Annotated in this window: 19 protein-coding genes; 12 read left to right on the plus strand and 7 right to left on the minus strand. The window is 42.6% G+C overall.

The window, feature by feature from the left end; translation table 11 throughout:
• The first annotated feature begins 28 nt into the window (after positions 1 to 28).
• On the plus strand, positions 29 to 2,005 hold the full coding sequence (locus PJIAN_RS10245; RefSeq protein ID WP_068706399.1) for a DUF2075 domain-containing protein: 1,977 nt from the start codon (positions 29 to 31) through the stop codon (positions 2,003 to 2,005).
• A 322-nt stretch (positions 2,006 to 2,327) separates the two neighbouring features.
• Entirely contained in the window at positions 2,328 to 3,782 is a 1,455-nt protein-coding gene (locus tag PJIAN_RS10250) for a carboxylesterase/lipase family protein (protein ID WP_068704734.1), read from the plus strand.
• A gap of 101 nt (positions 3,783 to 3,883) precedes the next feature.
• Here the strand turns inward: PJIAN_RS10250 and PJIAN_RS10255 are convergent, their stop codons facing one another.
• Positions 3,884 to 4,777, minus strand: a complete 894-nt coding sequence (locus tag PJIAN_RS10255; RefSeq protein WP_068704735.1) for a DMT family transporter — start codon at positions 4,775 to 4,777, stop codon at positions 3,884 to 3,886.
• A 171-nt stretch (positions 4,778 to 4,948) separates the two neighbouring features.
• Here PJIAN_RS10255 and PJIAN_RS10260 point away from each other — a divergent pair, with 171 nt between their 5' ends.
• On the plus strand, positions 4,949 to 5,575 hold the full coding sequence (locus PJIAN_RS10260; RefSeq protein WP_068704737.1) for a ribonuclease H1 domain-containing protein: 627 nt from the start codon (positions 4,949 to 4,951) through the stop codon (positions 5,573 to 5,575).
• A gap of 7 nt (positions 5,576 to 5,582) precedes the next feature.
• Here the strand turns inward: PJIAN_RS10260 and PJIAN_RS10265 are convergent, their stop codons facing one another.
• From PJIAN_RS10265 to ubiE, 3 genes are all read right to left on the minus strand, one after another.
• Entirely contained in the window at positions 5,583 to 7,040 is a 1,458-nt protein-coding gene (locus PJIAN_RS10265) for a hypothetical protein (protein ID WP_153802546.1), read from the minus strand.
• 71 nt (positions 7,041 to 7,111) lie between these two features.
• Positions 7,112 to 7,972, minus strand: coding sequence for a 1,4-dihydroxy-2-naphthoate octaprenyltransferase (gene menA / locus PJIAN_RS10270; RefSeq protein WP_068704740.1), 861 nt, complete (start codon positions 7,970 to 7,972; stop codon positions 7,112 to 7,114).
• A 79-nt stretch (positions 7,973 to 8,051) separates the two neighbouring features.
• The gene (gene ubiE, locus PJIAN_RS10275) at positions 8,052 to 8,750 is read right to left on the minus strand and encodes a bifunctional demethylmenaquinone methyltransferase/2-methoxy-6-polyprenyl-1,4-benzoquinol methylase UbiE (protein WP_068704742.1); all 699 of its coding nucleotides are present in this window, start codon (positions 8,748 to 8,750) and stop codon (positions 8,052 to 8,054) included.
• Positions 8,751 to 9,109: 359 nt separating this feature from the next.
• Here ubiE and ychF point away from each other — a divergent pair, with 359 nt between their 5' ends.
• The 9 genes from ychF to uraA all read left to right on the plus strand — a co-directional run bounded on the left by ychF (position 9,110) and on the right by uraA (position 18,922).
• Positions 9,110 to 10,213 carry a redox-regulated ATPase YchF gene (gene ychF, locus PJIAN_RS10280; RefSeq protein ID WP_068704744.1) on the plus strand — a complete coding sequence of 368 codons (1,104 nt, stop codon included), beginning with the start codon at positions 9,110 to 9,112 and terminating at the stop codon, positions 10,211 to 10,213.
• A 184-nt stretch (positions 10,214 to 10,397) separates the two neighbouring features.
• Entirely contained in the window at positions 10,398 to 11,108 is a 711-nt protein-coding gene (locus PJIAN_RS10285; protein WP_068704746.1) for an epoxyqueuosine reductase, read from the plus strand.
• A gap of 466 nt (positions 11,109 to 11,574) precedes the next feature.
• Positions 11,575 to 12,279: an MBL fold metallo-hydrolase gene (locus tag PJIAN_RS10295; protein ID WP_084252381.1), complete on the plus strand. Its 705-nt coding sequence runs from the start codon at positions 11,575 to 11,577 to the stop codon at positions 12,277 to 12,279.
• Between the two features lie 2 nt (positions 12,280 to 12,281).
• The gene (locus PJIAN_RS10300) at positions 12,282 to 13,358 is read left to right on the plus strand and encodes a hypothetical protein (protein WP_068704750.1); all 1,077 of its coding nucleotides are present in this window, start codon (positions 12,282 to 12,284) and stop codon (positions 13,356 to 13,358) included.
• Complete coding sequence (locus PJIAN_RS10305; RefSeq protein ID WP_153802547.1) at positions 13,312 to 15,738, plus strand: hypothetical protein; 2,427 nt, start codon at positions 13,312 to 13,314, stop codon at positions 15,736 to 15,738. Before PJIAN_RS10300 ends, PJIAN_RS10305 begins: the two co-directional genes overlap by 47 nt.
• 43 nt (positions 15,739 to 15,781) lie before the next feature.
• Positions 15,782 to 16,159: a hypothetical protein gene (locus PJIAN_RS10310; protein WP_153802548.1), complete on the plus strand. Its 378-nt coding sequence runs from the start codon at positions 15,782 to 15,784 to the stop codon at positions 16,157 to 16,159.
• Positions 16,160 to 16,166: 7 nt separating this feature from the next.
• Positions 16,167 to 16,466, plus strand: coding sequence for a hypothetical protein (locus PJIAN_RS10315; RefSeq protein WP_068704756.1), 300 nt, complete (start codon positions 16,167 to 16,169; stop codon positions 16,464 to 16,466).
• Between the two features lie 4 nt (positions 16,467 to 16,470).
• Positions 16,471 to 17,607 (plus strand): glutathionylspermidine synthase family protein, encoded by a 1,137-nt coding sequence (locus PJIAN_RS10320; RefSeq protein ID WP_068704758.1) that lies wholly within the window; start codon positions 16,471 to 16,473, stop codon positions 17,605 to 17,607.
• Between the two features lie 22 nt (positions 17,608 to 17,629).
• Positions 17,630 to 18,922, plus strand: a complete 1,293-nt coding sequence (gene uraA, locus PJIAN_RS10325; protein ID WP_068704760.1) for a uracil permease — start codon at positions 17,630 to 17,632, stop codon at positions 18,920 to 18,922.
• 425 nt (positions 18,923 to 19,347) lie between these two features.
• Here uraA and PJIAN_RS10330 read toward each other — a convergent pair whose 3' ends face one another.
• From PJIAN_RS10330 to PJIAN_RS10340, 3 genes are all read right to left on the minus strand, one after another.
• Positions 19,348 to 20,661: an NAD(P)-dependent oxidoreductase gene (locus PJIAN_RS10330; protein ID WP_068704762.1), complete on the minus strand. Its 1,314-nt coding sequence runs from the start codon at positions 20,659 to 20,661 to the stop codon at positions 19,348 to 19,350.
• A 231-nt stretch (positions 20,662 to 20,892) separates the two neighbouring features.
• Positions 20,893 to 21,765, minus strand: coding sequence for a serine O-acetyltransferase EpsC (gene epsC / locus PJIAN_RS10335; protein WP_068704764.1), 873 nt, complete (start codon positions 21,763 to 21,765; stop codon positions 20,893 to 20,895).
• Positions 21,766 to 21,809: 44 nt separating this feature from the next.
• Complete coding sequence (locus tag PJIAN_RS10340) at positions 21,810 to 23,429, minus strand: S41 family peptidase (RefSeq protein ID WP_068704766.1); 1,620 nt, start codon at positions 23,427 to 23,429, stop codon at positions 21,810 to 21,812.
• Between the last annotated feature and the right edge of the window lie 3 nt (positions 23,430 to 23,432).

Consider the following 23,432-nt stretch of genomic DNA (forward strand, 5'->3'; position numbering starts at 1 on the left):
GATGTGGAAGTAATAGAAAGTAATGACGATGTTGAATTATTATTATAAAGATACGATTAGAGGCTTCTGCGATAAGAATGTCGAAACGATTATTGGAGAAATTATACTCAATAATCAATTCGATTCTAGTTTTAATCAAAATAAGGCTTGGGAAAAACAAATTGAAATTCTAAAACCTATTGTAAGCGATTTCTCAGGAACAATCATATTCGAATTTTCTATTCCACGACTTGGTAAGCGAATTGATTGTGTATTAATAATAAACAATGTTGTGTTTGTTATTGAATTCAAGGTCGGTGAAAAAGAGTTTCTACATCACAACTTAATACAGGTCTGGGATTATGCATTAGATTTAAAGAATTTTCATCAACCGAGTCATGATGCATTTATAGTTCCAGTGCTCATTGCAACAGAATCGAATGGATCATTCCACGAGATAAGTTTTTCCACTCACAATGATAATCTTGCATATCCTTTAAAGACAAATAAGAAAGAGTTCAAACAGCTACTTGAAACAGTTATTAATCTATATAGTAACCATGAAATAATTAATAGTGGTGAGTATGCCTCAGGGAGTTATAAACCAACACCTACGATTATCGAAGCTGCTATTTCTTTGTACAATAGCCACAGGGTGGATGAAATTACCAGAAATGATTCAGGTGCTAAAAATTTGAGAACAACCACGTCTTATATTTCGGAGGTAATTGATCACGCTAAAGCTAAAAATAAGAAGGTTATCTGTTTTGTTACAGGTGTACCTGGAGCTGGAAAAACATTGGTTGGACTTAAGGTCGCAACAGAACATCTTGACAGATCAAATGGAAATTCTGCCGTATTTCTATCAGGCAATGGACCTTTAGTTGCAGTTTTGCAAGAAGCGCTTGTTCGTGACAAGGTAGAGAGAGATAAAGAGCTCAATATCCGAACAACTAAAGCAATTGCACGAAACAGTGTAAAAGCTTTTATCCAAATCATTCATCATTACAGAGATGCATATTTAGTTGACAAAAAAGCTCCTGATGATCACGTCGCTATTTTTGATGAAGCGCAACGTGCTTGGCATAAGGAACAAACGGTAGCTTTCATGAAGGCGAAGAAAGGTCAGGATAATTTTGATTCATCGGAGCCTGAATTTTTAATATCGTGTTTAGACCGACATCAAGATTGGGCAGTTGTAGTTTGTTTAGTTGGAGGTGGACAGGAAATTAATACAGGAGAAGCAGGTATTTCGGAATGGCTAAATGCCATTCAATGTAAATTTCCTAGTTGGGAGGTACATGTTTCACCAGAATTAAAAGACAAAGAATATAACGCATTTGATACTATAGAAGATTTAAAAGAAACATGTAATGTTTTTTTTAAAACAGACTTGCACTTATCAGTCTCTATGCGGTCATTTAGGGCGGAAAATCTTTCATTGTTTATTAAACAAATATTAGACATTGATATTATTGGAGCTCAGAAAACATTACAACAACTTTACAATCAATATCCAATCGTATTGACAAGAGATATTCAAAAGGCAAAAACTTGGATTAAAGAGAAGGCTAGAGGTTCAGAAAGATATGGCATAGTTGTTTCATCTCAAGCTCAGAGGCTAAAGCCTCTTGCAATTGATGTTCGTACGCCTGTTGATCCTGTTCATTGGTTCTTGAATGACAGAGATGATATTCGTTCTTCCTATTATTTAGAAGATGTAGCTACTGAATTTCAGGTGCAAGGGTTAGAATTAGACTGGGCTTGCGTTGCTTGGGACGGCGATTTGAGATTTTCGGATGCAGGTTGGCAAGGCTATTCCTTTGTGGGAAATAAATGGCAAAACATCCGAAAAGATGAACGAAAGAAATATCAGCTTAATGCTTATCGAGTACTATTAACTAGGGCTAGACAAGGAATGATAATTGTTATTCCAGAGGGAAACAAAGAGGATCATACAAGATTGCCAGAGTTCTATGATGAAACATTCAATTATTTCCAGAAAATTGGATTGCATGTAATATGAATTATGGATTAATAACCTGATTATTAGTAGTTATACGTGTTTGTAGTGTGCCTGTGGTCATTTAGTGCTAACCGATTTTCCTTCTAAGAAATCTAATCTTACGGTAGGAAATATTTTCCGATTATACTCAGTTTGCAGAATTATTGATTTTTGCTGTCTGCACATCACTTCCTTTTCCTTCGGAGAAAGTGCACAAAGTGCTGCTAATTTGACCTTGATGTGCAAAAATGTTGAAAAAAAGCAAGTAAGTCAGTGAACTATTTTCTCTGATTTCTGATTTTGTTTATTTACATTTGTGCGTTTTATTAACCTTTAAAAAATCATGAAGAAATTACTTTATTTATTAGTTGCATTTGTAGTTGGATATTACAATTGTGACGCGGCAAATCCTGTGCTGACGATAGAAGGCGGACAGGTTCAGGGCGTAAAAGCCGAAATTGAAGGAGTGACTGTTTATCGTGGAATTCCGTATGCAGCACCTCCCATTAAAAACCTCCGTTGGAAGGCTCCTCAGCCGGTTATTCCATGGCAGGGCGTGAAACTTGCAGATAAATTCGGGCATCCGGGTTATCAGGCCGTTCACTATCCCGGTGGTTATACTACAGAGTGGGGCTATGGTGATGAGTCGCCTTATAGCGAAGATTGCCTTTACCTGAATGTGTGGACAAAAGCTCCCGGTAACATTGGGAAAAAGCTTCCTGTGGCTCTGTGGATTCATGGTGGCGGTTACAGAGAAGGATGGGGTTCGGAACCTGAATTCGACGGACAGGAGTGGGCTAACAAAGATGTTGTGTTGGTTTCAATCAACTATCGTCTTGGCGTTTTCGGATTCCTGACACATCCCGAACTCTCGAAGGAAAGTCCTAACCACGTTTCAGGTAACTATGGTATCCTCGACCAGATAGAATCTCTCAAATGGATTAAGAAGAATATCGCACAGTTTGGCGGCGATCCAGATAACGTTACCATATTTGGTCAGAGCGCCGGTGCAGGTAGCGTAAAAACACTCTGCGAATCTCCGCTCGCAAGAGGCTTGTTCAAAAAAGCGATTATTATGAGTGGCGGTGGTATCACAACGACTCCGCCTCCGGCAGCAGCTCCGGGTGCACCTGCTACTATGGCTGCGTTTGCCCCTATAACTTTTGAACAGTCGGAACTCCAGACTAAGGAAATTATGGATTGGGCAGGGCTTACAAGCCTTGAAAAAATGCGCGCCGCTTCTACCGAAACCATTTATACGCTTGGAAGTCTGTATAACTCAGTGACCGGGAAACGTACCCGTATGGCTGCTATGCCTGTCGTTGATGGTTATGTTTCACTCCAGAGCTTTGATGCTGCTGCGGTTGACAACAAACTGGCGCAGGTTCCGTACATGATTGGTTACACGTTGAACGATATGGGTAGCATGGCTCCGGGTATTGCTGAGTTCTGTCTGAACCGCGAAAAATTGGGTGGTAAGGCGTTTGCGTATGAGTTTGCCCGTCCTTTGCCAACTGATGGCAGAAGTGACGTGCTTAAGGGCGCATTTCACTCTTCCGATCTTTGGTTTGTGTTCAAGTCTCTCAAGCATTGCTGGAGACCCTGGACGGCAGGTGATTGGGATCTTTCAGAAAAGATGCTGACTGCCTGGTCGAATTTTGCCAAATACGGTAATCCTAATGGAAATGCTGGTGGCAAGTGGGCTCCTTATACCAGGGAAAATCCGAAGTTCATGGTCTTTAAACTCGATGCAAGCGATAAAGAAAATTCAGGCATGGGCGAACCCTTAAAACCATAAGATTTCTGTTCTGTTCGACACTCCAATGAGGAGCAGAGCGGATGTCTAATCTTAACTTCAAATAATTACGGAGGCTGTTTCATTTTATGAGGCAGCCTCTGTTATTTTGTTCTGCCTGAACCGGCAAAATATTCGTTGAAAATAATGCCAACGATAATCAGTATTAAGCCGATAAAGGTGGTGGTGTATATGTGCTCTTTCAAAACCAGGTGTATGATAAAGAGTGAAGTGAATGGTGCTAAGTAACACAGTTGGTTGATAAGCACCGGATTGTTCGTTTTTTTTAGTGCAAGACTGAAAAAGATAAACGGTATGGCCATTTCAAAAGCTCCGATATACATGCTGGCAAGAAATCCGTTGGTTGAAGTAAGGTTTACCGGGACAAATAATGAAGCAATCAGCAGATAGACAGATCCGAACAGAAAGATGACAAAAAGATTCACCGTATTGTCGATATTTTGATTCATTTTATTGACAATCCAGAATCCGGCCCATAATAAAGCACTCAGGAAAGCCAAAAGCAGACCGGCAACAGGTATGGCTGATTGTTGGATTTGCCCTGAGCCTGCCGAAATGAGAATTACGCCTCCCAGTGACAGTGCCATGCCAATGTATTTTCTGCGCGGAATGGGCTGGTGGCTGACAATTGCTATCAGTATCAACAGCAAAATTGGCCACGAATAATTAATCGGTTGAGCAATTTGGGCCGGTAAGAGCGCATAGGCTTTAAATAGAACAAGATAATAGATTGCAGGATTCAATAGTCCGATCAGGGCATAAAGCAACCACTGTTTTGCGGAAAGTAATGTCAGCGAACCCCATTTTGATTGAAAGGTCATGACTATTGCCAGAATGACAAGTGCCGTACAACTGGCGATGAGCAACATTTCAAAATGCGTTTGCAGTCGCAATGCCAGTTTGAAGGCGGTGGCAACGGTTGACCAGCTTAGTACGGATAAACCGGCATATATCAGTGATTTATTTGAATCTTTCATTCTGTCTTATTGTTGTTGGTGTATTTGGAAAAAACAATTGCAAAAGACGGAAGAATTTTTTAGAAAAAGGCAAAAAATAATCCCAAAAAATACAAGAATCCTCTAAGGTGAGGTTTTTGGGTACGACGTGATTTTTTTGTAATTTTACTTACTGAAACAGATAAACCGGATATGGCTAAAAATAAGTTCTACGTGGTCTGGAAAGGCCGTCAAACGGGAGTGTTCGATAGTTGGGAAAGCTGCAAAGAGCAGGTTAACGGCTTTGAAGGTGCCCAGTACAAGGGCTACCCGACAGAGGCGGCTGCAAATGCAGCTTTTAAAATGAACTATTGGAAAGCTGTCGGTGCCAACCAGAAACAATCTGCGATTGCCGTTGGAGAAGGCGGAGCAAAACCAATTGTTCCAAGTTTGGCTGTAGATGCAGCTTGTAGCGGCAATCCCGGAAAAATGGAATATCGTGGCGTAGATACATCCACCGGAAGAGAAATTTTCAGACAAGGACCGTTTGAACTCGGAACGAACAATATTGGGGAATTTCTGGCTATAGTCCATGGTCTGGCTTTTCTCAAGAGCCAGAATAGCGATCTCCCGATTTACTCTGATAGTGTGAATGCTCTGGCCTGGGTGAAGGCAAAACATTGCAGAACAAAGCTGGAACGCTGCGCTAAAAATGAGGAATTGTTTCAATTGATAGAGAGAGCCGAAAACTGGTTGAAACAGAACTCTTTTTCTACCAAACTGCTGAAATGGCCAACGACAGAGTGGGGCGAAATACCGGCAGATTTCGGCCGTAAATAAAAATGGTTTACTTACCTTGCCATTGGTAAGCTCCGATATCCGGTGCATTTTCCCACAACCGGTAAATATCGTTCATGTCAAAGCAGAATGCGGGCAGACGGCTAATCTGTATATCTGCTTTTTTTCTGAGTAGCGATTCTTCCGTCGCACGGAAGTCATAATAGCCGTCCTTGTTAATGGTGCTTCTTACAAATAATTGGTCTCTGGTATTTCCCCACAGCACATTTTTGATGAAAGACGAATGCATCGGGTTTGACATCAGATAGCAATGGTCAAACGAATACTTCAGCGGCGTGTTGCGTGTTGTGTCGGAAATCATTATTTCGTTGGGCATCGATCCGGTAATGACGCAATTGATAAACTGCGCGCTGACAGGAGCCGGAACCGGAGCATGCTTGTCATTATTGCTGTTGAGTAACATTACCGAAGGCGTTGCGTCGCGTCTTTTTCCGGCATAAATATCGTTGTAATAGTTGGCAATGGTATTGTGAACAAACGCGTAATTTCCCCCCATTAAGATCAGGCAACCGCTTCTGCAATTGGAAATTTCGCTATTCCATAAAGTCAGATTGGCATTGTGTGAGGCAATTCCACACGAATCAAAATTTTGAATCTTGGTGTGGTTTATTACAACAGAAGGCGACAGTGTTGCAGACGGATTGGTGATGTGAATAGCTGTTTTTCCGCTATTCATGGTTACATAGTCAAGTGAAACGGAGCTTTGAGCACCTAACACCTGAATGCCGTTCCACTGTCCTGACAGATAATTATAAGGGACATTGTCAAAAAGTTTATCCAGACGATCACCCCGGAACAGAATTCTGGCTTTTTGCTCTCCCTCAGCTTTTAAGTTTCCAGCAATTTTCAGCGATGCATTTTTATGAAAGTAGAGCGTGCTGCCCGGTTTTATGGTAAGCGTTTTGTCTTTGTCAATGGCCAGATAATCGTAAATAAGATAGGGCTTCGACGCAGAAAGAGTGGTGTCGTTATGAATGGTTTTACTCCTGAAAATCTCAACATCCTGCCCGTAGGCCTGAAGTTGTATGCTCTGCCGGTTGCCGTTTGTGATACAGATAATAGAATCCTTTAGCAAAAGCGGATTGTCTTGTCTGGTCGGGTTTACGATAACGCTGACAAAAACATAAAGGCTGTCGTGAGCCCGTATTTCAACATTGGAAAGCTGATTGTTTGCCGGAATGGTGCCGTCTACTACCATGTGAAAACCTGTGGCGGCGCCATTGGCAAGCGTAATGGAGCTGATGGATACAGGCTTTGAATTGCGGTTGTAAATCACAAAGCCGCTTGTAGTGGAGCCGATGGTACTGAATACCGTGTCAAACGAAAGGGAATCTTTTGAAAAACTCAGCTTGTAATTCGGGTTGGAAGAAATGACTTCGTCGGAGCAGCTGTTTATCATGAAGCTGCATGCCGCTATGAGAAGTAATATGAGGAACCCGTTTTTCATTCCAGAGCTTTCTTTTTGCATTTAAAACGAGAAAACAGATGGCATATTATATCTGATAATCAGAAAAAACGTCATGAAATCAGATATTCTATCCAAAGCAAAAATGCGAACAGCAGGTTGGCTTGTCCGGTGCGGATCAGTAATTTGTTGTAAGCTTTTCCTTTGGCTTTCTTTAGTTGAAGAAACAACCCAATGCCCATTGCTACTACAGCATAACACAGACCGGCCGAATTGGCCAGATAGAGACAGGGGATGATTAGCATAAAGAGAGAGAAATATTCCCATTCGCCGAATTTTTTGCCGAAGCGGACGACGATACTGCGTTTCCCGGCTTTCTTATCCGAGTCGATGTCGCGAATGTTATTGATAGTGAGAATTCCCATGGAAATGAGCCCGCTCACCATTCCCAGCCAGAATGCTTTTTCTGAAAATTGTTCAATTTGCAGGTAGGTAGTTCCAAGTGTTGCAATCGGGCCGAAGAATGCCAGAACAAATAAATCGGCAATGCCCAGATAGCTAAGGGAGTAGGGGGTGGCGGTATAGAGCCAGGCGCAAAGCAGTGACACGCAGCCAATCATCAATATAGGTAGCCCGCCTACTAAGGTCAGATACATGCCGCACAATACAGCAATAGCAATATCAATGATGATTGCTTTTTTCATGGTTTGAGGAGAAACCTCCCCTTCGGCAATAGCGCGTTTCGGACCAAGCCGTCCTGCTTTGTCGAGTCCTTTTTTGAAATCGTAGTAATCGTTAATTAGGTTGCTGGCAATTTGGATAGTTAATGCGGCCAATAAGGTGACTAACGCAATGACCCAGTCGAACGTACGTTCTTCGGCAGCTACGATTAGTCCCACAAACACCGGTGCTGCGCCTGCACCAAGCGTGCCGGGGCGCACAATACGTATCCATTTCAATATTGAAGATTTCATTTTCTCAATTTACGATTTACAATTTACGATTTACAATTTGTGTCTCCAACCTGAAACGTTGAACATTAAACATTGAAACTTATTTCACTCCTTTGTACACTGTGGCAACGCCGAATGTCAACGGATGGTATTCTACGGCGGTAAAACCAGCCTCACGCATTAGTTTTGCAAAGCCTTCTCCGTAAGGAAATTCTTTCACGCTGTCGGGAAGATAAGTATAAGCCGATGAATGTTTGGAGAAAAGTTTGCCGATTTGTGGCAACACGTAGCAAAAGTACATGTCGAACAGCTTGCACATTAGTTTGCTTTTCGGACGTGAAAATTCCAGAATAATGGCTTCTCCACCGGGTTTCAGCACACGGTACATTTCAGAAAGACCTTTGTCCGGATGGAGAAAGTTGCGGATGCCAAACCCTACGGTGACAGCTTCGAAGCTTCCTTCTGTAAAGCTGAGGGCTTCGCAATCTTCCTGCGTTAGCGTCACCATCTCAGAGAGACCGAGTTTTTCCATTTTCTTTCGTCCGAAACTGAGCATTCCTTCCGAGATGTCGATGCCGAATACTTTTGCAGGAGCTTTTTTGCGAACCAGCGTAACAGCCAGATCGCCGGTACCGGTGGCAACATCGAGAAAAGAGCTGCCTTTGGGTGCCGTGATGAGACTTACTGCCTTATTGCGCCATAGATTGTCTATGCCGAGAGTGAGAAAATGGTTGAGGAAATCGTATCGCCATGCAATTGCATCGAACATGTCGCCTACGCCGGATTTATCAAGAGCCATGAACTTTAATTTGAAGATTTGAAAATTTGAAGATTTGAAAATGGAAAAACAATGATAGCGTGATTCTTTTGAAAGAATTGAATTGCTTAAATTGGCATATTTTCACATTCTCAAATTTAGTACAAAGATACGGTTTTGTCTTTGATTTATTGGCCGCAAAAATGCTAATTGTTGACAGAAAGCGGTCGGGCAGGAAATAATTCGTACCTTTGTACGCTCAAACAATTTCAAGACTGGAAGTTTCAGGAACCCAACTATTGAGGGTATAATGGAACTTTGAATTGAAGATTGTTGATACTAAACCGGAATTCCGGAGTACGGGATTTGGAACCTGAAACTTTGAAACTGAATATACTTTTATGGCATTACAATGTGGTATAGTGGGTTTGCCCAACGTGGGTAAATCAACTCTCTTTAATTGTTTGTCGAATGCAAAAGCGCAATCGGCGAACTTTCCTTTTTGTACAATTGAACCGAATGTGGGTGTTATTACAGTTCCCGATCATCGTCTTAATGAGCTTGCTGAAATTGTGAATCCACAACGTGTTGTGCCTACTACGGTTGAAATAGTAGACATTGCCGGTTTAGTGAAGGGTGCCAGCAAAGGCGAAGGTTTGGGTAATAAATTCCTCGCAAATATTCGCGAAACGGATGCTATTATTCACGTGTTGCGTTGTTTCGACGATGATAACGTAGTGCATGTAGACGGTAGTGTAAATCCTATTCGTGACAAAGAAATTATCGACGCCGAATTGCAGTTGAAAGACCTGGAAACGGTGGAAAGTCGCTTGGCAAGAGTGCAAAAACAGGCACAGACTGGTGGCGACAAACAGGCAAAACGTTTAGTGGATGTGCTTCTGCAGTACAAAGAAGTCCTCGAACAGGGAAAATCTGCCCGCGTAGTGACATTCGATAGCAAAGAAGACCAACGTTTGGCAAAAGACCTTTACCTGCTTACCAATAAACCGGTGTTATATGTGTGCAATGTGGATGAAGCATCAGCCGTGAGTGGCAACCAATATGTGGAACAGGTACGCGCAGCGGTGCAAGACGAATCGGCCGATATATTGGTAGTTGCTGCCAAGATTGAATCGGAGATTGCCGAACTGGAAACTTACGAAGAACGTCAGATGTTTCTCGAAGAGGTAGGCCTTACCGAATCGGGCGTGGCTCGCTTAATTCGGACAGCGTATCATTTGCTCGATCTGCAAACCTACTTTACCTGCGGTGTGCAGGAAGTTCGCGCATGGACATTCGGTCGTGGCTGGAAAGCTCCGCAGTGTGCCGGCGTTATCCACACCGATTTTGAAAAAGGATTTATTCGAGCAGAGGTTATCAAATACGACGATTACGTTCGTTTGGGATCGGAAGCAGCCTGTCGCGAAGCCGGAAAAATCGGCATTGAAGGAAAAGAATATGTTGTTCAGGATGGTGATATACTTCACTTCCGTTTCAACGTTTAATAAGATATTAATCGTGCTTATGGATGTTCGGGTGACCAGTCAGCTCCCGGACTTGATGCCGGGGAGGCCGTTTTGTTGCGGACTCTCCGGTTTTCTTTTGTTCAGCCGACATAGGAAATGATAATACATTTTTTTACTCAATAAGAATATTTTACCTTTGTGTGAAGATTAACATAATAAAGAGATGGTAAACTCAGATTTGGTAAAAGAGATGGTAAACTCAGATTTGGTAAAAGAGATGGTTTTGGCGGCAGGTGCAGACCTTTGTGGCATTGCATCGGTCGATCGATTTGATATAGCGCCGGAAGGTTTTCGACCAACGGATTTGTTCCCGGATACGAAGTCGGTCGTTGTTTTTGCAAAGAAAATACCCGAAAGCATTTTGCACTCCAAATCTCAGATTCCCTATTCGTTTATAGAAGACATGGCTTTGCAAAAAGTGTTGCAATTGTCGTTCGATATTGCAGTTAGTCTGGAACGGGAGAATGTCTCTGCACTTCCGGTTCCGTCCGAGCCTTACGAATACTGGGATAAGGAAACCATGACGGGCAAGGGGTTGTTGTCGTTGAAACATGCCGGATATCTGGCAGGTATGGGAGTGATTGGCCGCAATACATTGCTGTGTACGCCTGAGTATGGTAATTTGATAAAGCTCGGAGCTTTGCTGGTGAATGTTCCACTTGAGGCTGATCCTATAATGGAGAATAATATGTGCTCTGAAAAATGTAATGCCTGCATCACTAATTGTCCTTCGGGAGCATTACACGATGGGGGTGTTGACCAAAAGAAGTGTCGTACCTATTCGGAAGGATCTACAGTAAAAGGTGCTCCTATAACCGTTTGCTACAATTGCCGAAAAGTTTGTCCAAACAGATCAGGCTGGGAAACCGCTTGAAATATATTCTCAATGTTTGTGAATTTTATAATTAGATAGCAATCAAAGATATACATTTGCTAAAAAGAGCGATTGATAAAGCGAAAGACATTGAGCAAAGCGGGGGACGACCTCGCCCGGAGAACCGAAAAACAAGTGAGGGAGCGTCAGGAATCGTCCTTGTTTGAAGTTTTCGACGAAGGAGAAAATGAGTTTGGACGATTCCCGCTCACGAACGCCAGTTTTTCGAGTGATGCGGGCGGAGTCTTGATTTTTTTGCTTCCTTTTTGTATCAAGACAAAAAGGAAGTCAGGATCACAGGGGCGGAAGCCCCTTTAATAATGAGTATTATATTGAATATTAGATATTTATTTATTAAAAACTGCAAGCCGACTTTGTGAAGTAGGCGAAAGCAGTATACGTTATTGATAGTCTTGTTATTTATTGTTTATTTTGCGAAATACAGTACAAATCAAATTAGATACAGATGAAAACATTACTTGTAACTTTAATAGCTTTATTGCCCTTTATGGCTATGGCTCAGCAACATCCCGATGTGTACTCTACCCCGATGGGAGTGTTAGTCGTTACTCCGGTTAACCACGGCTCCGTCATGCTCAAAATCAAGGGGAAAGTGATTCATGTGGATCCGTATGAAAAAACGGTAGATTACAGCACTTTGCCCAAGGCTGATTTGGTTTTGATTACTCACGAGCACTCTGACCATTTTGACAAAAAAGCGCTTAAAAAGATCGTTACCCCAGATACGTACATCATTACTACTGACAGTGTGGCGGCTTCCGGCCTTCCAAATGCAACAGTCTTGAAGAATGATGAAAATGCAACCTGGAATGATATCGAAATTTTAGCTGTTCCCGCGTACAATATTGAGCACAAGCGTCCTGACGGGAAACCATTTCATGAAAAAGGCGTTGGAAACGGATATATCCTCTCTTTTAAGAGTTTCCGGGTATATATTGCCGGTGACACAGAAAATATTCCGGAGATGAGTCAGCTTGGTAAAATCAAGATTGCTTTTTTACCGAAAAACCTGCCTTATACTATGACGGACGAACAGTTTGTTGCGGCTGCAAAAATGATACATCCCAAAGTGTTGTACCCGTATCATTATTTTGAAATTGACCGCGATGCCTTGATTAAGCAATTGCCCAAAGATATTGAATTGAAATAAACATGTTTTGGCTTCGGTTGGTTGTTTTTTCTGTTGGTGTGTCACTTCTCGCTTCGTGTGGAACTGACGCAGGCCGGCATTCGTTTTGCTATTGGCAGCGTACTTTCAATATTACGAAAGAGGAAAAGACCACTTTACAGCAAACAGGAGCCAATCACTTGTATATCCGGTATTTTGATGTAGATTGGGACGAAGCCGGACAAGAGCCAAAGCCTGTCGGTACTTTAATTGTCGCTTCTGTTCCTCCGTGCAATTTTACGCCGTCTGTTTTTATTACCAACAAAGTTTTTGACCATGCTACTCACGCTGCTATCGATTCGTTGGCTGCACGGGTAAGCCGTCGTATTGCGATGGTGAATAGCCGTTTCCTTGCAGTGGCTATAAAGGACAGTCTTAGCGGAAATAAAACTGCTCCTGCGGTTGTGAGAGGCTGGACGGAAGTCCTTTTCGACTGCGACTGGACCGTTTCCACCAGAGACCGTTATTTCTATTTTCTGCGAAAAATGGAGGAATTTTTCCCTGAAAAAGAAAGGTCGGCAACGTTGCGTTTATGGCAGTTCAAACACCGCGATGTCAGCGGCATTCCACCGGTTAACCGTTGTCTTTTGATGTGCTATAACCTTTCCGATCCCCAAAAACAGACAACATCCAATTCTATCGGCAGTGCGAAAGAGCTGGAAAGCTATCTCACACAAAGTAACTATGCACATCATCTGGATATTGCACTGCCAATTTTCGGTTGGGGTGTGGTGTTTCCCCGTGGCAAATGGCTGGGCTTGATGAAAGATGCTGATGCGGCCGGATTCAGGCATGATAAGCTACATTATAAAGAGATAACTGCTAACCGTTTTATGCTGATGAAAGACACGGTTGTCGGGAAACATTATCTTCGTTACGGGGATGAAATCAGAATAGAACAAATCAGTGCTGCCGAAATAGAAAAAATGATAGAAGTTGTTAAAAAACAAGTATCTTTGCGGAGCAGCTCACGTTTAACCCTCTTTTCGTTAGATAGACAAAATGTTAACCGGTATGGAATGGAAGAAATCGGGCGTTTCTACACGCTTTTTGATCGTTAGCCTCTTTTTGATACTTCCTTTTTACTCGTCAGCTTGTGTGGTGATGGAATCTCCCGATACCTACAGGATGATGTTTTTTCAGGCCAGAACCGGGAACAGTTCCCCACTTCAGATTTTCAATTACTCACCAGCTCTTTATGCAAGTTATAACCCTGATCCGGAAGGTGTCGATCGGGTAAGAAATGCCAAAGAATGGCAGGCTGTTACCGGTAATGGCGTTGTACTCGAAGATATTCTTGCCATCCAGTACGAAACTTCTCCCGATTCGCTGCAGTTTGCTTACTCTCATAATAAGCTGCAAGTTGTCTTTGAAGACAATAGCTTTATTCAGTTTCTTCTCCGTCCATCTTCCAAACAATTGCTGGAATACCTGCTTTTTTCGAAACAGGCAGAAGCTACCGAGACTGCCTGGTCAGAAGGATTTGAGTCGTGGAACAGCGATGCCAATGAGATGGCAGTGGTGAAACAAAAGAAACTTGCATTGCTCATGATTGCAAAAAAACGATTGAGCACTGTAAAGAACGATTTTCTCAAAAAACGCTATGCTTATCAGTTGTGTCGCTTGTCTTACCAGCTTCAATGGCCGGCAGACGTCATGGCCACTTACGAACGTTATTTCAAAAAGTTCAATGGTAATGAGCTAATGAATGTCTGGAGCACTTTGTTTTATGCACAGTCGCTTAATGCCACAAAGAAGAAGGCAAAAGCAAACTACTACTATAGTCTTGTTTTTGATAACTGCGACAGTAAGAAATTGCGTGCACATCAGCTCTTTAATAGCGATGAAGCAACGTTTACGGCTGGATTGAAACAGGCCAAGACTGCTCACGAAAAGGCGGTGATGTGGGTGATGAGAGTGATTAATAATCCGGGGCCTGTGCTTAGTAGCTTGAAAACCATCAGTTCGCTTGATCCGAAATCCTCCTATATGACGTTTTTGCTGGCCCGCGAAATCAATAAACTGGAGGATTGGATTTGTACGCCTGCATTTACGGCGTATTCTCCTGCGGTATCGCCGCAATGGAATTTTTCGCAGGCAATGGCAAAAAACATGAAAACCGATCTGGAATACCTTGGGTCGTTCATGGACTTTGTAAAACAACAGCAACAGCAGGCGAGGGGAGAGCTCCATCAATACCTGACGCTCGGTCTGGCGCATCTTAGTCTGATAAGCGACAATACGAAAGAAGGCCTTGATTATCTGAATGCTATCGGTTTATCCGAAAACAGTTCTATTGAAATACAGAAGAATATTGAAACGGCCTGGGTCATGGCCAAAACCACCGATATAACCGACAACGTGTTCAAGGATCAGTTTGTGATTTATTGCCACAAGCTTCACCGGTTGGCCAAAAGCGACAATACGATCAACAAAACGCTCTATTCTCTATTGCTTGGTGTGGCAGGCGAATATGAAAAGCGCTTTGACTTTGCTACAGCCGGTTTGCTCACTATGAAAGCCGATCAGTATAAGCGTCGGTATGATGCTGCTTATGCGGAGGATTTTTCAATAACAGCAGATGATAACTATCAAAAGATAAGATATTTTGATAAGTGTGCCGGTATCGGAGATGTGGACAATCTGATCCGCCTTTTGTCGAAGCCGGATAAAAGCGATTTTGAAGATTATATTACCGAGCAACCCCTGGGAAGTGTAAATCTTTATCGCGATTTGCAGGGAACATTGGCATTCAGGCAAAACGATTTTAAAACGGCGTATTCGATTTTCAGGAAAATTGATCCTGCCTTTTGGCGTACAAGTTATGCTTACAAAGATTGTCTGAATGAAGATCCTTTTGTCCCTAAGGTTTTGTGTAAAAAAAGGAATTTTGCTTACCATTTCGATAAAACGAAATTTGTAAAACGCCTGCTCGATCTTCAGGATAAAACACATAAGAAAACGGGAGTTGCCGAGAATGCAATCCTTTTGGGAAATGCCTATTTCAATTGTTCTTATTATGGTAATTCGTGGATGATGGTGGAATATGGTTGGAGCAGAGCCGAGCCTGAATATCATTCGCCTACTGATAGTTTGGGCTATTTCAATCAGTTTTTAGCATTTAAGCTCCCTCCGGTCAGGGTGATCTCAAATCCTTTGAAAGACGATAACTATTATAATTGTAAACTGGCGGCTCGCTATTTCCATCTGGCAGCCGACGATCCCAAAGCAAGCACTGAGCAACGGGCTTATGCTTTGTTGATGCTGCACGAATGCAACTATTTGCCATGGGCAATGATTAATTATTCGTGGTATGACGATAAAAGGCCCAAATATCCGGCAGGAAAAGAGTTGCGCGAATTTTATGCTCACTACGCCGATACAAAAGTCTATCACGATTTTAAATGCCCGTTACTGGACGCTTTTATTGCAAACAAATAATCTAAAGTATAATTATCAACAAACGATCTAAACCAACTCAAACATGGAACGTTATAAGACAACGTCTGATTTATCAAACAAAAACTTACGTTTAACGCTTATTCTTGGAGGGGCAATAGTTATTATAGTCATTTTATTGGTCATTTTAATGTCGGGTGACGACAAAGAACCAGCCGTCAAAAACCTTGACAAAACACATGCCATTGCTGTTACTTACGAAACCAAACAGCTGTCTGACAGTACAGTTCTGTTAATTGAAAATCAAAATATTTATATCAAAGGAAAACTGATTAAAAGCATTGCCCGCATGGATACTTTACCCGCTTTGGGCGATTCAATACAAGCAGTTGAAGATAATGATGATTCCCAGACTATGGCAAGAATCCCCAAAGAATACGAATTTTTTGTAACTATAAAATAACGGCAGAATGAAGAAATCAAAATTTGTCAATCTGGTTTTGGTGGCCGGCCTTGTTGCTTCGTGTAGTCAGCATAAAGATCAGGATAAAAACAGCCGTTTATTTGTGCGAGGAGACAGCGCCAGTAGTTATTCGCAAACGCCCCGAACGCACGGGGGAGGCTTTTTTTATTGCAGCCCATATGGTATGTACTCGCCTTATCGAGGTTACAGTCATGGTGGCTATGAGTCGTCAGGGTTTTCGAGCAAAGCCTCCGCGCATATTTCACGCGGGGGATTCGGTTCTTCCGGTATTCATGTAGGAAGTTGAGGTTATGGAACGGATTAATTGCCCTGTAAGGAACGACTGGAAAAAGCGGGTGGAAGAACTTGGCTTTGGATTTCATACCATTGACGGAACCTATTGGGATGAATCGGCGTATTATCAGTTTTCCATGCGTGAAGTCAATGAACTGGAAGCCGCAACAGTAGAGCTTTTTGATCGTTGTCTGGATGCTGTTCAGTATGTCATTGATCATAAGCTTTACGACCTTTTTAAAATCGATCAGCGATTCGTTCCGTTGATTGAGTCGTCCTGGAATGAAGATGCTCCTTCTATTTATGGGCGTTTCGATCTGGTTTATGACGGCAGGCATGCTCCGAAAATGCTCGAATTTAATGCGGATACACCGACCTCTTTGTTTGAAGGAGGCGTTGTGCAGTGGTACTGGCTCGAGGATGTTAAACCCGGCACTGATCAGTTCAATTCTATTCACGAAAAGCTCGTTGGATACTGGAAAACTCTGATTCCATATCTGAATGAAGGAAAGCTGCATTTCAGTTGTCTCAAAGATAATCTCGAAGATTTGACAACGGTGGAATACTTACGCGATTGCGCTATTCAGGCCGGAATAGATACAGAATTCGTCTATCTCGAAGATATAGGTTGGAATCAATATTCATTGACTTTTGTCGATTTACAGGAGCAAAATATTACCAATTTATTCAAGTTGTATCCCTGGGAATGGCTCATCCGTGAGGCCTTTGCAGACAACCTGCTGATTGCACCGGAACGCACTGTCTGGATAGAGCCTGCGTGGAAAATGATTTTGTCCAATAAGGCGATTTTGCCTGTTTTATGGCAACTGTTTCCAAATCATCCCAATTTGCTTGAAGCTTACTTCGATAACTCGAAAATGGCGTTTGATTATGTCAAAAAGCCTTTTTTTTCACGCGAAGGAGAAAATGTTACTATTGTCAGAAACGGGAAAACCATTGCTCAAACGGCAGGCTTATATGGTTCTGAAGGATATATTTATCAGAAATATTGTGAGTTACCTAATTTTAAGCTCAACTATCCGGTAATCGGGTCATGGGTAATAGGTTGCGAACCGGCAGGTATGGGTATAAGGGAAACCAATACACTTATCACGGATAATTTGAGCAGATTTATTCCGCATATCATTAATTAATCACTACTATAAACTTCAAAAAATGGAAAAACGACGTACAATTGGTATTCATGAGAAACTACCGGTTCTGCAGAGCATGCCTCTCAGTCTTCAGCACCTGACTGCCATGTTTGGTGCCACAATTTTAGTCCCTATTTTGTTAGGTGTCGATCCCGCTATTGCTTTATTGATGAACGGTATCGGCACTTTACTTTATTCGTGGATCACTAAAGGCGGCATCCCGGCCTATCTGGGATCGAGTTTTGCATTTATTGCTCCAACCATGCTGATCATGGGTAGCTATGGAGGTTTTGCTCATGCTCAGTCCGGTTTTATCTTTTTCGGATTGTTTTTTGTTATTATCTCATTCGTGGTGAAAAAATGGGGCATCCGCTGGATTGACGTGGTGATGCCTCCTGCCGTTATGGGCGCGGTTGTTGCCATTATCGGTCTTGAACTGGCACCTGTTGCTGCACAACAAGCTGGTTTGGCTGCCGGTTCTACCGCTGTAGGCCAGGTGGTACAACCTTTTGTGGTGAATTCGAATGTGGTACTGGTTTCTATGTTTACTCTTTGCGTTGGGATTATAGGTTCTGTACTCTTCAGAGGTTTTTTGCAGGTTATTCCTATCCTGATTGCCGTTGTAGCCGGATATGTAATGGCCTTGTGTCTGGGTATGGTGGACACTACAGCAATTAGTAATGCTGCCTGGTTTGCATTGCCGAAATTCAGTGCTCCGGTTTTTGATACCAAAGCGATGATTATTATAGCACCGGCATGTATCGTAGTTTTGGCCGAACACATCAGCCACCTTATCGTTACAGGAGAAGTTACAGGTAACGATTTGATGGCCAATCCCGGCTTGCATCGTTCTTTATTGGGCGATGGTTTGAGCAACCTTTTTTCAGGTTTTGCCGGTTCTCCTCCGAATACCACTTATGGTGAAAATATTGGTGTGATGGCTATTACCCGTGTTTATTCAGTTTGGGTGATTCGTGGAGCAGCTTTGTTTGCAATTGCCTTTTCATGCGTGGGCAAGGTTTCAGCCGCCATTTCAACTATCCCTACAGCAGTTCTCGGCGGGATGACTATGTTGTTGTATGGTGTGATTGCCGTTCAGGGTTTCCGTATCTTTATCCAACAGAAAGTAGACTTCAGTAAGAACAGCAATATGGTTCTCGGAGCGATCACTTTTGTGGTGGGAGTATCGGGTGCAGCTATCAATATCGGCTCTGTTCAACTCAAGGGTATGGCCTTTGCAGCTATCGTGGGAGTCGTTCTTTCTATTCTTTTCTGGGGTTTCCGTAAACTCGGAATTATGAACCAGGAATCTTAATCGGTTCATTTTCTTTTTGTTCTGTAGAGATGATAATTTTTGCGAGAAAAAGATGCCGGAATGAGAACAATTATGACTTTCAGTATATATATTTGTGATGTCATGGAATTGGCCATTCCCTCTGAGGTTTATTGTTGAACTAAAAAAGGACGCTTATGGAAGAAACCTCACAGTTGCAGAAATATCGCTCTAAATGTCAGTTTCACACTGAGTAATTATTAATCCAACAAAGGAATAGAAAGAAGAAACTAAAAAATGAACATGGCTTTCTGCTGTTGCACTGGCAACTGGAACCCGTTATGTGACGGATCACCTGCTAAAGCCTGCTTCAAAAATTTAATTGAATGTCAATAAAAAACGAGGGTGTCCCGCAAGAGACATCCTCGTTTACATTTACAACACTTACTAGGGTATACTCTGGAGTTTTATTCTTCCAGGAGCTTCTTTGCATCAACAAACTGAGCTATTCCTTTGGCTACCTGTTTGGCTTCCCTCATGGCAAGCACTACGGTTTGCGGGGTATGTACAACGTCACCGCCTGCAAAAACGCCTTTTTTGGTGGTCATTCCATATGGACGCTCTTTGGTAATGACGTAACCGGTATCGTTAACTTCAATGCCTTCGGTGGTGGAGACAATGCGGTTCGCAGGCCGGGAACCGATTGCCAGTAATACCCGGTCGGCAGGAATGGTCTTTTCACCTTCCGGAGTATGAATCGTTATTTCGGACAACCGTTTTCTCTTCCCGATTAATTCAACGGTGGAAGTATTCCATAAAAATTGAACTCCTTCATCAACGGCTTCTTCATATTCGGTACGGAGTGCAGGCATGTCGGCCTCTGTTTTATGATAAAGCACAGATACGTTTTTAGCGCCCATGCGTATTGCAGTTCGGGCAGCATCCATGGCAACATTGCCGGCTCCTATTACAAAAACCTCGTCATGAACCCGTAGCGGTACGTCTTTGCGGTCGATACTCTCATTCTGATATAAGTTGACCATGCGCAGGAAATAAGACGATTGGACTACCCCAACCAAATCGGATCCGGGGATGGATAGCGATTTGGGGATGGCGGTACCGGTACCGATAAAGACGGCATCAAATCCACGGTCGAACATATCATCTACTGTTATGTCTTTGCCAACCATGCAGTGCGTGATGAATGTAACACCTAAACCTGCAATCTTCTCGATTTCTCGTTTTACCACACTCTTAGGTAAGCGGTATTTGGGAATTCCAAACATGAGTACGCCACCCAATTCCTGTTCGCCTTCGTAGATGACGACATTGAAACCCTGTCTGGCCAAATCACCGGCCACAGTTAATCCGGCAGGCCCTGAACCGATCACAGCTACTTTGCCTCTGTTCTTTTGAGGAAGTTTTTCGCGTATCAGCCCCATCTCTCCATCAAAATCCGCAATAAAGCGTTCCAGCTTGCCTACGCGGATACGTTGTTCTTTCTTGTTGAGGATGCAATGGCCCTCACACTGTTTTTCGTGCGGACATACGCGACCGCATATGGCAGGTAAATTACTTTTTTCATTGATGATTTGAAGCGCGTTTCCAACATTTCCCATTGAAAGTTGATGAATAAATCCCGGTATGTCATGCTCAATGGGACAACCTTTAACGCAAAGAGGGTTTTTGCAATTCAGGCAGCGTTTTGCTTCATCTATGGCTTCTTTGGCGGAAAATCCTTCGTTAATTTCTTCAAATTTCAGATCTTTCGATTCTTGCATACAGAATGATTAGGTGTGAATTCAAAATAAGAAAGTCTTATTTTGCTATATAGACGTTGCAAAAATACACACAAAATGCTATTCAGAGATTACAATTAATCATATTTACGTTTATTTTGAAATGTAACTTGTCGTAATTAACTAAAAGGCAAAATATAAACTTAAATTTCGAAGTGGATTTAAGGGAGGAAATAAAAAAAGCAACCCGAAAGAGTTGCTTTTTTGTTATTGTTATTTTTTTGGTCGGCTCTGCACTATGCGGGCTCCCGGGGGTACATCCTGATCAACCCAGATATTACCACCGATAATGGCACCTTTCCCGATAGTGATACGTCCAAGTATAGTAGAGTTGGAATAAATAATGACGTCGTCTTCCAGTATCGGGTGTCGTAGAATTCCCTTGATAGGTTTTCCGTTCTCGTCGAGCGGAAAGCTTTTTGCTCCAAGTGTCACACCCTGATACAATTTTACGTTATTCCCAATAATGGCCGTTTCTCCAATCACAACTCCGGTACCGTGGTCGATGGTGAAGCCGTTGCCGATGGTGGCTCCCGGGTGAATATCTATTCCTGTTTCGGAATGAGCCATTTCGGTGATAATGCGGGGAATAAGCGGTACTCCCAGTTCCAGTAGTTCGTGAGCAATGCGGTAATTGCTGATGGCGCGGATAGCCGGATAGCAAAAAATCACTTCGCCAAAGCTCTTGGAAGCAGGATCGCCGATATAAGTTGCTTCCACATCTGTTGCCAAACGTTCCCGTATGCAGGGAAGGTGTGTGATAAATTGAGTGGCAATGTCAATAGCTTTTGCTTTAGGCTCTTCAATGTCTGTGGAAAAGCAGAGTCCGGCCATGATTTGCTCAGTGAGTAAATGGTAGAGCTCTTCAACGCTAACTCCGATATGATATTTTATCGTGTGCCGGTCAATGGCCGAGCGTCCGAAATAGCCGGGGAATAAAATGGATCGTGTCAGTCGTACAATTTCTTCAAGTACATCAACAGAGGGTAGGAGAGTCCCTTCCTTCTGCTGATGGCTTAATGTTTTGAATTGCTTGTAGTCTGATAATTGACGGATTGCTTCCGTTATGACTTCAGATGAATTCATGCTGTTTGTTGCTTAATGTTGTCTTACATCCTGCAAGACAACGATTATTTGCCTGTTTTCTTTGCAGGAGCTGATGCTGATATTAGCTTGTTATATGCTCCTGGTTGTTTGAATAATTCCAATGCTTTTTTTACGATTGCGTTTTCGGTGTTCACAATGCGGTAGAAAGCATCTCTTTCCCATATGTCGTTTGCAATCATAGCTTTTATTTGTGTGGACAAATAAGGCTTTGATTTATCGAACTGCTCCTGACTGAAGGTGATTTTTTCCTTTGTGGCAGCACCTGCCAAATCGTCGAATAGTGATTGTGGAACGGAATATGATGTGGCGAAAGTATCGAAGGTTTTATATTGTTCGGTAATCGCATTTCTGTTCTTGTCGATGTATTGCATGGTGGTTTTGTTGACAACCCCTTTTGCTATGATTTTTCTGAGGTAATCGGTATAGTAGGTTGTGTCAAGAGGAACAAACACATCGGGCATAATGCCGCCACCGCCATAAACCGTACGAGCCAGTCGCAAAGTTTTGTATTTAAGTGAATCGGCAAAATGAATGCTGTCTGCGTGTTGGAACTCTCCGTGTTTGTATCTGTCCAAAATGTCTTTTTCATATTTGTCCAATCCGTCTTTGTATGATTTTTGGATACAACGTCCGGATGGAGTATAGTAACGGGCTGTAGTCAGGCGAATCATTGATCCGTCGGGCAAAATTACAGGGCGCTGCACCAACCCTTTGCCAAATGTACGGCGGCCAACTACCACACCTCTGTCCCAATCCTGCATGGCACCGGAGAAGATTTCACTGGCAGATGCAGAGTATTCATTGGTCAGGACGATGAGCCGACCGTTTGAAAATCCTCCCTTGCCGGTAGCATTGATTGATGTGCGTGGCTGTTTTACTCCTTTGGTATAAACAATCAGGTTTCCTTGTTGCAAGAACTCGTTTGCCAGATCCGTTGCCGCATTCATATATCCACCACCGTTATCCTGCAGGTCGATAATCAAATCTTTCATACCGGCTTTTTTGAGTTTTTCCAATGCCTCAAGATATTCGCGGTAAGTTGTAGCTCCAAAGCTGTTGATTTTAATGTATCCGACTTCTTTGTCGATCATGTAAGATGCGTCAACACTGTAAATTGGAATTTTATCTCGTGTGATGCTAAAATCAATCAGTTCGGGTACTCCGCGACGAAGCATTTTTACTCTTACGACAGTGCCTTTCGGTCCGCGTAACTTCTTCATGATAGCCGTGTTTTGCATTTTTACTCCGGCAATAAGCGTGTCTTCAATAAAAATCATGCGGTCGCCTGGCAGTACGCCAACCTTGGCTGCCGGACAGCCCGATATGGTTTGTATAACATAAAGCGTGTCTTCAAGCATCTGAAATTGAATGCCTACGCCAAAAAACGAACCTTCCAGCGGTTCGTTCATCCGTTCAACTTCGTCTTTTGGAATATATACCGAGTGCGGATCGAGATCTTTCAGCATTCCAACGATAGCACTTTCTGCCAGATTGTTCTCTTTTACAGAGTCGACATATAAACTGTTGATAGCATTGAGGGTGTAAACCAGTTTGGCAGATTGCTCATCCAACTTGAATTGTGCAAGAACTACGCTGGAAAATACGACCAATAGTAAGATAATGAAAGATTTATGCTTTGTCATAAA

This window comes from Paludibacter jiangxiensis (assembly GCF_001618385.1).
In the GTDB taxonomy this organism is placed as follows: Bacteria; Bacteroidota; Bacteroidia; order Bacteroidales; family Paludibacteraceae; genus Microbacter; species Microbacter jiangxiensis.

Bases quoted from the DNA above. Each gene is read 5' to 3' on its own strand.
- PJIAN_RS10305 (WP_153802547.1), top strand. From the start codon at position 13,312: ATGGAATGGAAGAAATCGGGCGTTTCTACACGCTTTTTGATCGTTAGC.
- PJIAN_RS10330 (WP_068704762.1), bottom strand. From the start codon at position 20,661: ATGCAAGAATCGAAAGATCTGAAATTTGAAGAAATTAACGAAGGATTT.
- PJIAN_RS10340 (WP_068704766.1), bottom strand. From the start codon at position 23,429: ATGACAAAGCATAAATCTTTCATTATCTTACTATTGGTCGTATTTTCC.
- PJIAN_RS10300 (WP_068704750.1), top strand. From the start codon at position 12,282: ATGTTTTGGCTTCGGTTGGTTGTTTTTTCTGTTGGTGTGTCACTTCTC.
- PJIAN_RS10245 (WP_068706399.1), top strand. From the start codon at position 29: ATGTTGAATTATTATTATAAAGATACGATTAGAGGCTTCTGCGATAAG.
- ychF (WP_068704744.1), top strand. From the start codon at position 9,110: ATGGCATTACAATGTGGTATAGTGGGTTTGCCCAACGTGGGTAAATCA.
- PJIAN_RS10250 (WP_068704734.1), top strand. From the start codon at position 2,328: ATGAAGAAATTACTTTATTTATTAGTTGCATTTGTAGTTGGATATTAC.
- PJIAN_RS10260 (WP_068704737.1), top strand. From the start codon at position 4,949: ATGGCTAAAAATAAGTTCTACGTGGTCTGGAAAGGCCGTCAAACGGGA.
- uraA (WP_068704760.1), top strand. From the start codon at position 17,630: ATGGAAAAACGACGTACAATTGGTATTCATGAGAAACTACCGGTTCTG.
- ubiE (WP_068704742.1), bottom strand. From the start codon at position 8,750: ATGGCTCTTGATAAATCCGGCGTAGGCGACATGTTCGATGCAATTGCA.
- PJIAN_RS10285 (WP_068704746.1), top strand. From the start codon at position 10,398: ATGGTAAACTCAGATTTGGTAAAAGAGATGGTAAACTCAGATTTGGTA.
- epsC (WP_068704764.1), bottom strand. From the start codon at position 21,765: ATGAATTCATCTGAAGTCATAACGGAAGCAATCCGTCAATTATCAGAC.
- PJIAN_RS10295 (WP_084252381.1), top strand. From the start codon at position 11,575: ATGAAAACATTACTTGTAACTTTAATAGCTTTATTGCCCTTTATGGCT.
- PJIAN_RS10315 (WP_068704756.1), top strand. From the start codon at position 16,167: ATGAAGAAATCAAAATTTGTCAATCTGGTTTTGGTGGCCGGCCTTGTT.
- PJIAN_RS10255 (WP_068704735.1), bottom strand. From the start codon at position 4,777: ATGAAAGATTCAAATAAATCACTGATATATGCCGGTTTATCCGTACTA.
- PJIAN_RS10265 (WP_153802546.1), bottom strand. From the start codon at position 7,040: ATGAAAAACGGGTTCCTCATATTACTTCTCATAGCGGCATGCAGCTTC.
- menA (WP_068704740.1), bottom strand. From the start codon at position 7,972: ATGAAATCTTCAATATTGAAATGGATACGTATTGTGCGCCCCGGCACG.
- PJIAN_RS10320 (WP_068704758.1), top strand. From the start codon at position 16,471: ATGGAACGGATTAATTGCCCTGTAAGGAACGACTGGAAAAAGCGGGTG.
- PJIAN_RS10310 (WP_153802548.1), top strand. From the start codon at position 15,782: ATGGAACGTTATAAGACAACGTCTGATTTATCAAACAAAAACTTACGT.